Annotated in this window: 7 protein-coding genes; 3 read left to right on the top strand and 4 right to left on the bottom strand. The window is 46.1% G+C overall.

The features are described 5' to 3' along the window. Positions 1-185: 185 nt before the first annotated feature. Positions 186-2,147 (top strand): RNA-binding domain-containing protein, encoded by a 1,962-nt coding sequence (locus ATB76_RS09560; protein WP_042600484.1) that lies wholly within the window; start codon positions 186-188, stop codon positions 2,145-2,147. A gap of 76 nt (positions 2,148-2,223) precedes the next feature. On the opposite strand, the gene gorA is transcribed toward ATB76_RS09560, so the two are convergent. From gorA to ATB76_RS09545, 3 genes are all read right to left on the bottom strand, one after another. Continuing rightward, entirely contained in the window at positions 2,224-3,579 is a 1,356-nt protein-coding gene (gorA, locus tag ATB76_RS09555) for a glutathione-disulfide reductase (protein ID WP_042600486.1), read from the bottom strand. Positions 3,580-3,820: 241 nt separating this feature from the next. After that, complete coding sequence (locus tag ATB76_RS09550; protein WP_179946834.1) at positions 3,821-4,525, bottom strand: glutathione S-transferase family protein; 705 nt, start codon at positions 4,523-4,525, stop codon at positions 3,821-3,823. A gap of 149 nt (positions 4,526-4,674) precedes the next feature. Then, positions 4,675-5,514 (bottom strand): 23S rRNA (adenine(2030)-N(6))-methyltransferase RlmJ, encoded by an 840-nt coding sequence (locus ATB76_RS09545; protein WP_005434590.1) that lies wholly within the window; start codon positions 5,512-5,514, stop codon positions 4,675-4,677. A gap of 403 nt (positions 5,515-5,917) precedes the next feature. Between ATB76_RS09545 and prlC the strand changes: the two genes are divergently transcribed. Then, the gene (gene prlC / locus ATB76_RS09540; protein ID WP_042600488.1) at positions 5,918-7,960 is read left to right on the top strand and encodes an oligopeptidase A; all 2,043 of its coding nucleotides are present in this window, start codon (positions 5,918-5,920) and stop codon (positions 7,958-7,960) included. 83 nt (positions 7,961-8,043) lie between these two features. Here the strand turns inward: prlC and asnC are convergent, their stop codons facing one another. Next, the gene (asnC, locus tag ATB76_RS09535; protein WP_038869962.1) at positions 8,044-8,508 is read right to left on the bottom strand and encodes a transcriptional regulator AsnC; all 465 of its coding nucleotides are present in this window, start codon (positions 8,506-8,508) and stop codon (positions 8,044-8,046) included. A 115-nt stretch (positions 8,509-8,623) separates the two neighbouring features. Between asnC and ATB76_RS09530 the strand changes: the two genes are divergently transcribed. After that, positions 8,624-11,749 carry an EAL domain-containing protein gene (locus ATB76_RS09530; protein ID WP_061035074.1) on the top strand — a complete coding sequence of 1,042 codons (3,126 nt, stop codon included), beginning with the start codon at positions 8,624-8,626 and terminating at the stop codon, positions 11,747-11,749. The last annotated feature ends 101 nt before the right edge of the window (positions 11,750-11,850 follow it).

Genomic DNA, 11,850 nt, shown 5'->3' with positions numbered 1-11,850 from the left:
AGGGTCATCAAGTAATTGATGACCCTTTTTGTTTATCCAGACAAAGCAATTTTGCGATTGAAGCCTAAATTGCGCAAAATTATAATATTATGCAATCAAAGACGTAGCGATTACATATTCACGATGCGGAGTATGGCTTAATTTCACCATGGCGCTAGCATAGAACGACAAGAGGCTTTCAGAAGATGCTACCTATAAATGATCTAATTGATATAAAAACGCTTTCTGAATCCTCTGAGCTTGAGTTTAAGCTTGCTCAAGGAAAAGATGGTGGCGGGAAGCTTCCTGATGACTTTTGGTCCACATATAGTGCTATGGCTAATAGTCGTGGTGGGTATGTTGTACTGGGAGTAAGGGAAAAAAGAGGGCAGTTCAATGTTGTTGGTATACAGAACGTAGAAGTCGTCAAAAAGCAACTTTTTGACATCGCTAATAACAAGAAGAAAGTTAACGTTAACTTACTAAGTGATAATAATGTTAAAGAGATGAAAGTCGATGGACATTCTCTTCTTGTTGTGGAAATACCAGCAGCACGACGAGAGCAAAAGCCGATTTTTCTAAACAATCAACCGATGACAGAAACGTACATACGTTTGTATGAGGGAGACTGTCGATGTTCTGAAGAGCAAGTCAGGCGTATGCTTGCGGAACAAATTGAAGATAGTCGTGATAATCGAGTGTTACAAAACTACGATATGTCGGATATCAATTTGGACAGCTTGCAGGCATATCGACGATTGTTGTCCGTATCTAAGCCTGGGCACCCAGCTTTGGAGTTAGATAACTTTGAGTTTCTTCGCAGTGTTGGAGGATGGAAAAAGGACAGACAATCTGGTTCTGAGGGAATGACATTGGCAGGCGTTTTGATGTTCGGAACTTGGGAGGCCATCCAAGACGCCGCTCCGAATTATTTTGTTGACTACCAAGAAAGACCTGAAGCGAAAACTGAGAGGCGATGGATTGATCGAATCTGCCCTGATGGGACTTGGTCTGGTAACGTATTTGATTTTTATCGTCGAACATATAGAAAGTTAACAGAAGATTTAAAAGTGCCGTTTGAGCTAAAAGATGGTATTAGACAAGATGAAACTCAGGTACATACAGCACTACGTGAAGCTTTAGTTAATACGTTAGTTCATGCTGATTACACCGGCCGCCTATCCATTTTAGTTGTTAAGAGGCCTGACCTATTTGGCTTTCGCAACCCTGGTCTTATGCGTATTCCTCCAGAACAAGCCATCAAAGGTTATGAGAGTGATTGTAGAAACCGTCTAATGCATCAAATGTTTCTTCTAATAGGTGCTGGTGAGAGGTCTGGCTCAGGGATACCTAAAATATATAGTGGCTGGAAGTGGGCTAATTGGCGAGTACCTAGACTTCATGAGAAAGAAGAGCCCGAACAAACTTTACTTGAGTTATCCATAGTCAATTTAGTTTCTCAGGAGACTGCTGACTTACTGCATAAGAAATTTGGGGAAAAGATAGATACTCTGAGCGATTTGGAGCGTAGTATTGTCATTACAGCTGCAGCTGAGGGGTGGGTTGACCATGAAAGAGCTTGCCAGCTTACGAGTCAGCATTCTAGAGACGTTACATTAGCGTTGCCTAAACTTGTTGGTGGCGGATTTTTAACCCCTCATGGAGAAAAAAGGGATAAATCTTATACATTACCCGGTGTTAAACTGCCTTCTCCTGACGAAGTTTTTGCCTCTAATCCGTTATCAATAGAGAGCAACATCACGGATAGTGGGAAAATGATCACGGATAGCGAAGATTTGATCACGGATAAGCAGCTGACCACTCAACTTGACCGAGATGTGGAGGGGCGTTTTATCACTGACAAGCTACCGCATCCCTATATAGATGACTTTGAACGCCTTAGTTCATCATTGCAAAATAATCTCAGCGCAATTTCCCAACCTGCAAGAGATAAAAAACGATTACCAAATGAAGTGATGGATAGAATTGTTTTAGAGCTGTGTCGCGGCCACTTTATACCGCTAAGTATTATTGCTAAGTTGGTAGATCGTACTCCTCAGAACATTAGAGAAAAGCAATTATCGCCTTTAGTAGCACAAGGTAAAATGAAAATGGCGTTTCCTCATGCCAAGCGGCATAAAAATCAGGGTTATATTGCAGCGCTATAAATACGAAAAGGGTCATCACGTAATTGATGACCCTTTTTGTTTATCTGCTTAAATCAGCAAAGCGATCCACGCGTGATTAACGCATTGTCACGAACTCTTCAGAGCCTGTAGGGTGGATAGCCACAACAGAGTCGAAGTCTGCCTTGGTTGCACCCATCTTCATTGCTACACCGAAGCCTTGAATCATTTCATCAACGGTAAAGCCGATGCCGTGTAGACCAACAACCGTTTCTTCTTCGCCAGCACATACTAGCTTCATCTTACATGGTTGACGGTGCTTAGTGACAGCTGTGTACATCGCAGTAAAGCCAGACGTGTAGACTTTGATGTTGTCTTTGCCGTATTTCTCTTCTGCTTCTTGAGTCGTTAGACCGATAGTGCCGATTGGTGGGTGGCTGAATACCACGGTTGGTACCAAATCGTAGTCCATCTTCGCGTTTGGTTTGTTGTTAAACAGACGCTCAGAAAGTTGACGACCCGCTTTAACAGCCACTGGTGTTAGCTCGATACCACCTTCCATGATGTCACCCACACAGTAGATGCCAGGAACGTTAGTTGTTTGGTATTCGTCTACCTTAATGTAGCCACGGTCGTTCGTTGCAACGCCAGTTGATGCTAGGTTGATAGCATCTGTAGCTGGGTGGCGACCGATTGCCCAGATTAGGGTATCTACGTTTTGGCTTTCACCGTTTTCTAGGTGCAGAGTGAGGCTGCCGTCTGCTTCTTTCACCACTTCTTTTGGTACAGAGTGGGTGTGCAGCGTTGGGCCTTCCGCTTCCATTACTTCTACTAGCGTTTCGATGATCATTGGGTCGAAGCTACGTAGCGGTGATTCTTTACGGCAGAACAGGTGTGTTTCTGTGCCAAGTGCATGTAAAACGCCCGCGATTTCAACCGCGATGTAACCCGCGCCGATCACTGCAACGCGTTTTGGTTGCTCAGCAAGCTCGAAGAAGCCGTTTGAATCGATGCCGTATTCTGCACCTGGAATGTTTGGAATCGTTGGACGACCACCCACTGCGATCAGGATATGATCCGCTGTGTAGTGTTCACCGTTTACTTCAACTGTTTTCTCGTCAACGAACTTAGCAAAACCTTTGATAACGTTTACTTTGTTGTTGCCAAGAACACGGTCGTAAGATTGGTGGATACGACCAATGTAAGCCTGACGACTCTCAACCAGTTTGCTCCAGTCGAAACCTTTTACATCTACATCGAAGCCGTAGTCTTCTGCGTACAGGTTCATTGCTTCTGCAACTTGCGCGCCGTGCCACATGACTTTCTTAGGCACACAACCAACGTTTACACACGTGCCGCCAAGGTCTTGAGCTTCGATAAGCGCTACTTTAGCACCGTACATTGCCGCACGGTTTGCTGATGCGATACCGCCGCTGCCGCCGCCGATACAGATATAATCAAAATGAGTCGCCATTACTTTCTCCAAGAGCTTATTAATTTTGTCTGACAATAATTACATTGGGGTGCTGGGTGATGAACTCAACAGCCCAACGGAATTGTTGTTAATTCCATGTCCCTATCATAAATCGAGTCTAGCAATTTCCTAAATGGGAAAAAGTGACATTGCTTATGACAAATAGCGATGAAAGGATAGCAAAGCGGAATAAGGCGCTATTCCGCTTGGTGTTTTTCATGCTCAGGGGAGAGGAAAAGCATTAACCGCAGCAGCTTGATGTGCCACAGCCTGACTGGGCTTGCACGTCCTTACCATCTGCTAGATAAGTGTTGGTGAGGTAGAAGTTGCTAAACAGCTGCACGAAATCTTCCGATACAGTCTTCTCTACCAATCCTGATTCTAGGATGTGCTTTTGCCATGCCTGCATTTTTGGCAGACCACAGAAGAAGTCGTAACCAGAATGCGCTTTGACGATGGCAGCGCGATGCAGAAGCGGCAACCAAGCCATGTCCACATTGCTTAGTTCATCGGATTTGAAGAACTTGGTTTCACCAGACAGTTGGTTTTCTGCTTTTTGGAACGCTTTGATCAGCTTCTCTGCTCGTTCTTCAAAGGTTGCTTGGTCTTTGCTGCTCATCGTGCCGCATTGTGCCAAGTAGTGTTTAGAACCTAGGTAGCTCCATGCTCGGTCTAGTGCGCGTTGTTCGTTTGTCACGCCTTGCTCTAACGGACCGTATTCGTCTTCGATGTATTCGATGATGGCATCAGACTCAAACAGTGCCGTGCCAGATTCTGTCACCATCACAGGCACTTGACCGTTTGGTGAGATATCTAGGAACCATTGTGGCTTATCTTTTAGGTTGATGTATTCAATCTCGTAAGGGATCTGTTTTGCATCTAGTGCCGCAGTTACGCGTTGAACAAATGGGCAAATTTTAAAACTGATAACTTTAAGCATGGTCATTTCTCTCTATGTTTTAGCTTGTTTACATCCCTAAGACGTAGGCAAAAAAGAAAAGACGAAGCGAAGACGAAAATTTTTTTTTAGAAAATAAATAAAAAAAGCGCAACGAGGTCATCGTTGCGCTTTAAGGTTATGAAATTCGGTGTTTTTTATTCTGGAACGATCCAGTCGACTTTCCAGTGACCCGTTGCTGGCGCGATCGCTTCTTGCAGGAATGGCAGAATTTCTTTCATCTGGCTTTCCAGTTTCCACGGTGGGTTAATCACGATCATGCCCGATGCCGTCATGCCGCGCTCGTTGGTGTCTGGAGATACGCCCAATTCGATTTGCAGAATTTTGCGAATGCCAAGCCCTTCCAAACCTTCAATCATGTCTTCGATGTCATGGCGGTTTACTACTGGGTACCAAATCGCGTAGATACCCGTAGCCCAACGTTTATGGCTTTGGTAAATCGCTTGCACGACGTCGCGGTACTCTTTCGCTAGCTCGTATGGTGGGTCAATCAGCACCAAACCACGACGCTCTTGCGGTGGCAGACTGCCTTTTAGACGCTTAAAGCCATCTTCTTTGTAGATGCTTACTTGGCGATCACGATGGAACTCTTGCTCTAGTAGCGGGTGATCGGCTGGGTGCAGCTCAGTTAGAACCATGCGGTCTTGCGGGCGGATTTGCGCACGTGCAACACGCGGTGAGCCTGGGTAGTAACGCAGATTCTCGCCGTTGTTCAATGTTTTGATTGAATCGATGTAGCTTGCGATCTCTTCAGGGATGTTTGAGTTATCCCAAATGCGCGCGATGCCTTGTTTGTATTCGCCCGTTTTCTCAGACCATTCGTGAGTCAGATCGTAGCGTCCCACACCCGAGTGGGTATCGTGATAAACAAACGGCTTATCTTTCTGCTTTAGTGCATCAAGAATGAGGCTTTGAACGATGTGTTTTACCACGTCAGCATGGTTGCCAGCGTGGAAGCTGTGGCGGTAACTTAACAAATTAAACTCTCGAAACACTCTTTGATTGAGTGTGGTCTGTGATTTTTGCGCGATGGCGGTATTATACTCAAGTAACTTGAAGATGTAGAACTTCGATTCAAATCAGTTGAACTGATAGAAGGATGGTATTGAAATTTCTTTAAGTCACCCATACTTAGTATGAGTAAACAAATTGAACCTAAGTCGAATTGCCATGCTCCAACAGAGTGCTTAGCTTGACTTAGGCATAACAACACTCAAGGACAGAGTAAGCTCTCTTTGGCCCCTTCGGTCATCGCAGCATAGAGAAAGGGAACGGAAATCCCCCCATCCATGTTGTTGGCTTGCCTGTGCATTGGGTGCGCTTATTTTTATGCAAATACGAATAGGCAATTACAGAGCCAAAACACAAAAGGAATTATTCATGTCTAATCCACTTCTTACGTTTACGGATCTTCCTCCGTTTTCGCAAATCAAACCAGAACATATTAAACCTGCAGTCGAGCAGGCGATTGCGGATTGTCGTGCCAAGATTGACGAGGTACTGAAAGACAACGCCAACCCAAGCTGGGTAAGTGTTATTGCTCCTATTGAAGAAGCTGATGATCGTTTGAGTCGTGTTTGGTCCCCTGTCGGCCATATGAACTCGGTCGTAAACAGTGAAGCGTTACGTGAAGCGTATGAAAGTTGTCTCCCAATTTTGTCTGAATACGGCACTTGGGTTGGTCAGCACAAAGGTCTGTACGAAGCGTATAAAGCGATCAAAGCAAGTGAAGAGTACACGACGCTGACGCGTGCACAGCAGAAGACTATTTCTGATTCACTGCGTGACTTCGAGCTTTCAGGCATCGGTTTACCATCAGACGAGCAACATCGCTACGGTGAAATTAGCAAGCGTATGTCTGAGTTGAGCTCAAAATTCTCTAACAATGTGCTGGATGCCACCATGGGATGGACTAAGCACGTTGCCGACGAAAAAGATCTTGCGGGTATGCCAGAGTCAGCGCTTGCTGCAGCGAAAGCCGCAGCAGAAGCGAAAGAGCTCGACGGCTACCTAATTACTTTAGATATCCCTTCTTACCTGCCAGTCATGACGTACTGTGACAACCAAGAACTACGTCGAGAGTTGTACGAAGCGTACGTAACGCGCGCTTCTGATCGTGGCCCTAACGCAGGCAAATGGGACAACTCAGAAATCATCACAGAGCAGCTAAAACTGCGTCATGAAATCTCTCGCATGTTGGGTTTCAACACTTACAGCGAAAAGTCACTGGCAACCAAAATGGCCGAGAATCCTTCGCAGGTACTTGGCTTCCTAAACGATTTAGCGACCAAAGCGAAGCCACAAGGCGAACGTGAAGTGGAAGAATTGCGTCAGTTTGCTGAGAGTGAATTCGGTGTGACTGAGCTAAACGTATGGGACATTGCCTATTACAGCGAGAAGCAAAAGCAGCACTTGTTCCAAATCTCGGATGAAGAACTGCGCCCTTACTTCCCTGAATCAAAGGCAGTAAGTGGTTTGTTTGAAGTGCTAAACCGCGTATTCGGTATGACTGTGACTGAGCGCGAAGGTGTGGACACTTGGCACGAGTCAGTGCGCTTTTTCGATATCTTTGATAGTGAAGGCACATTACGAGGCAGTTTCTACCTAGACCTTTACGCACGTGAGCACAAGCGTGGCGGCGCATGGATGGATGACTGTCGTGGTCGTCGAGTGACGCTATCTGGCGAGCTACAAACGCCGGTTGCTTACCTAACGTGTAACTTCAACCGCCCTGTAGGTGATAAGCCAGCGCTGTTTACGCACGATGAAGTGGTGACTCTGTTCCACGAGTTCGGTCACGGCATCCATCACATGCTGACGCAAGTAGAAACAGGCGCGGTATCGGGTATCAATGGTGTGCCTTGGGATGCGGTTGAGCTACCAAGTCAGTTCTTAGAAAACTGGTGTTGGGAAGAAGATGCGCTGGCGTTCATTTCTGGCCACTACGAGACTGGCGAGCCTCTACCAAAAGCGATGTTAGATAAGATGCTTGCGGCGAAGAACTTCCAGTCGGCGATGGGCATCCTACGTCAACTTGAGTTCGGCTTATTCGATTTCACTCTGCACACAGAGTACGACCCAGAAGTGGGTGCTCGCGTTCTTGAAACCTTGGCAGATGTGAAGCAGAAAGTTGCGGTACTGCCTGCGGTTGAGTGGGCTCGATTCTCACACAGCTTTGGTCATATTTTTGCTGGTGGTTATAGCGCGGGTTACTACAGCTACCTATGGGCAGAAGTATTGTCTTCAGACGCGTTCTCTCGTTTCGAAGAAGAAGGTATCTTCAACAAAGAAACGGGTATGAGCTTCCTGAACAACATCTTAGAAATGGGTGGCAGTGAAGAGCCAATGGAGCTATTTAAACGCTTCCGAGGTCGTGAGCCAGAAATCGATGCACTACTGCGTCATTCCGGTATCGCAGCATAATCTCGATTGAGAATGAAAAAGGGCAGCCAAGTGGCTGCCCTTTTTATTTTTTGATTCGGCTTTTATTTTATGGATTCAGCGTTTTATGGATTTACGTTGCGATTAATTGGGTTTTGCAGCGAAATCAGGGTTTCTGTAGATTGGACTTCATCAATAGCCTGCAGCTTATCAATCAATACAAACTGCAGTTCTTCAATCGATTTGCACATCAATTTGACGAATATGTTATACGCGCCCGTGGTGTAGTAAGCTTCCACCACTTCATCGAGGGCGTTGAGTTTTTCCAACGCAGAGTGATAGTCACGTGCGGCATTGAGATTAATGCCAATAAAGCAACATACGTCATATCCTAGCTTTTTGGTGTTGACGATCACCTCAGTACCTTCGATGATGTCCGCCGCTTTCATTTTCTCGATACGAACGTGGATCGTTGCAGGGCTAACATCAAATTGTTTTGCCATTTCTGCATAAGGCGTTCGAGCATCGGCCATCAGCGTTTTTAGAATCGCGCGATCAAGATCGTCGAGTTTCGGCAGCGTCGCATTCATACAATGTTTTCCGTTGGGTATGAGGTGTAAAATTCATTTTATACGCACAACGGGCCGGATTCACAAGGTTTTAGCAGGGATAACCGCGAGGTAGCTCTGATGTCATGGAGTTGATGTGCCACTTTTTCTGTTTTTTATCGCGATGTTGTTCAGTGCGATCGTATCGGCGCAAGAGCAAAAAGTACTTGTTGTACATTCCTACCACCAAGGTTTCTTTTGGACCGACTCTGTTCAGCGCGGTTTTGCCCAGCAACTTGAAGATCACCCACTCGATATTCGAGTTTTGTACCTTGACTCTAAGCGCAGCCAAAGCCAGCAGTTCTTCAATCAACTCGAATCACTTTATCGCACCAAGCTGAGCGAAGAGCATTTCGATGCGATTGTCGTCAGTGATAACAATGCACTTGCTCTGATGCAGCGTTTGTCAGATGTATTGCAAAATACGCCAGTCATTTTTAGTGGCATCAACAATTACATTCCTACTTTGCATCAGGGACTAAAAGCCACAGGCGTGATCGAAGATATTGATTTGTTTGCCAACCTTACGCTTATCGAGCGATTACACCCAAAGCATAAGCAGATTCTTGTCGTTAGTGATCATTCGGTCACTGGATTAGCGCTTCGAGCTCAAATAGAAGAATTTCTTGATAAAAACCCGCAATATCGCGACAAAGTTCGTCATCTTGTTCCAGACAATGTCGATATGTTGAAACAGGAAGTTTCGCGACTGAACATTGAGAATGTGGTGCTATTTTGGACTTACTACCGCGATATTGATGGCAATGTTGCCACGGACAAAGATTGGCGAGACATCAATCAAGCATCGAACGCGCCTTTATTTATGGTGCATGATATTGGGTTGGGTCATGGTGCTGTGGGTGGTGTGATTCAAAGTGGTTATCGTCAAGGTTTTGAGGCGGCAAAGTTATTGGCCTATGTGCTGGATAACCCAACGCAGCCGTTGCCAGCGGTAGTACGCGCGGAATCGGACATTAAACTCGATTACCAATCGGTCGTTCGCTGGGGATTGGGGGCTGAACAAGAGGCATCGTCGGTGTTCTTCAATAAGCCCGCAGAATTTACCGAGCGCTATGCAAAAGAGATCAAATTGTTTGGTAGCCTATTTATCGTCATGGTGATGGTGATTGTGCTGCTGAGTTACTACTTGCAGCGTATTCGCCGTAGCGAGAGCATTGCCCGTGAAAGCCAAGCGATTTTGGAGTCGGTATTCGACCAGAGCATGCAGTATATGGGGATTCTCGACCACCATGGTTTGCTCAACTCGGGCAACGATCGTCTGCAGTCTTTGCTTTATCATCAGGATATACGTCTCGATCGTCCACTTTGGCATCATAAACACTGGAGTGAAGACGCACGGCAGTTGCTCGCCAACTATTTTCAGTCTCAGAATCGTAATGTGGCGACCTTTGAAGCTGAAGTTTGGAGCACAGAACATGGCGCGATGGTACTGGAAGTGTCGTTAAAGCCGTTTTCTCAACAAGTGGGTGACCAAGAACAATACTTGTTTGAAGCGCGTGATATCACTAGCCGAAAAGCAATGGAAGACAAGCTTTATCAGCGTGAGTCGAGCTTGCGTAGTTACTACGAACAGCAACCTGTGATGATGGTGACATTAGATAATAATAATCGGATTCAAGAGGTGAACCGCTTTGCTCAGCAGCTTTTAGGTTATCAACCGTTGGATATGCTGGGTCATCACTTGTGTGCATTCTACTCTGACGAAAAAGCACTGTACCCCCGCCAAGTGCTACTTCAACCACAGCAAGTGATGCATGGGGTTTGGCGTCGTGAAATTGAGTATCGTCATGCCGATGGTCATTCTGTTTGGGTTCGTGAAAATATCCGTCCATTGAGGGATTCTGACCAATTGCTGATCGTCGGTGAAGACATTACGGAAACCAAAAAGCTTGCTAAACAACTGGAATATCAAGCAAGTTACGATCTGCTGACTGATACCTACAACCGCAACTATTTTGAACTCGAACTGCAAACGGCGTTACGAGAAGTGGAAAGCCATCGTCGTGTGCATGCCATGCTTTATCTCGACCTCGATCAGTTAAAAGTCTTGAACGATACGGTGGGACATGACGCAGGCGATGCGGCCATTCAGTTTTGCGCTAGCATGCTTGAAGAAGTGCTGCCTCATAACGCGGTGCTTGCGCGCATGGGCGGTGATGAATTTGCCGTATTGCTCAAGGATTGCGATGAATATGGCGCGATCAGCGTTGCTAAACACATTATCTCAACATTAAGCGAGCAGCTATTTCGTTGGGAAGACACGCGTTTGTTCATGAGTTGCTCGGTGGGCATTCGTATTATTGACCACACCGCCGAGACACCACAAATGGTTCACGCTCAGGCAGACTCTGCGTGTCACGTCGCCAAAGAGCAGGGTCGTAATCGCTATAACCTGTTCAGTTTAGACAATGAAGAGCTGCAGCGTCGCCAGCTCGAAATGCAGAGCGTTAACTTAGTGCATGAGGCATTGTCGAATAAGCGTTTGGAACTGTTTGCTCAGCAAATACTGAATTTGCGTGGTGAAGGTTCGCCGCTGTGCTTTGAGATTCTAGTACGTATCCGTGATGCTCAAGGCAACTACTTGTCTCCAGGTATTTTTATGCCAGCTTCAGAGCGCTACAACATCGCGCACTGGATTGATAAGCAAGTTATCACCCAAACACTTGAGTGGTTTGAAGCGCGTCCCGAGGTGGTGGAAAAGCTCGGTCGCTGCGCGATTAACTTGTCCGGCCAATCGATGGGTAATCAAGAGTTTATCGACTTCTTATTGGAGCGTTTGCAGCTGTCTTCTATTCCTTGTGAGAAGATTTGTTTAGAGATCACCGAGACCGCTGCGATGAGCAATATTGACCAAGCGCTTGGCTTCTTCACTCGGGTTAAAGCGTTGGGATGCTTGATTGCATTGGACGATTTTGGTTCTGGTCTGTCTTCTTTTGGCTACTTGAAGCAACTTCCTGTCGATATCGTGAAAATTGATGGCCTTTTCGTGCGAGATATCAACACGAACGAAATGGATCGTGTCATGGTGCGCTCGATTAACGACCTTGCGAAGCAATTAGGTAAGGTCACAGTTGCTGAGTTTGTGGAAAACGACCAAATTACCGAACACTTAAAAGCACTGGGTGTGGATTACGGACAAGGCTATGCGATTGGTCACCCTCAGCCATTGGCTGAATTGGTCGAAGCACTTCAACCACTTTAAACGGACGACACTATTCTCTACCTAGATTGTCCTCAACCTAGCAATTGGAGGCGGGTTGGGGATACACTCAGCGCCAGTTAAACCGATTTTTACTGGAGCCT

Source organism: Vibrio sp. MOR3 (assembly GCF_001557775.1).
Taxonomy (GTDB): domain Bacteria; phylum Pseudomonadota; class Gammaproteobacteria; order Enterobacterales; family Vibrionaceae; genus Vibrio; species Vibrio jasicida.
The sequence above is the reverse complement of the archived record's forward strand: the minus strand, read 5'-3'. Positions and strand labels throughout refer to the sequence as shown.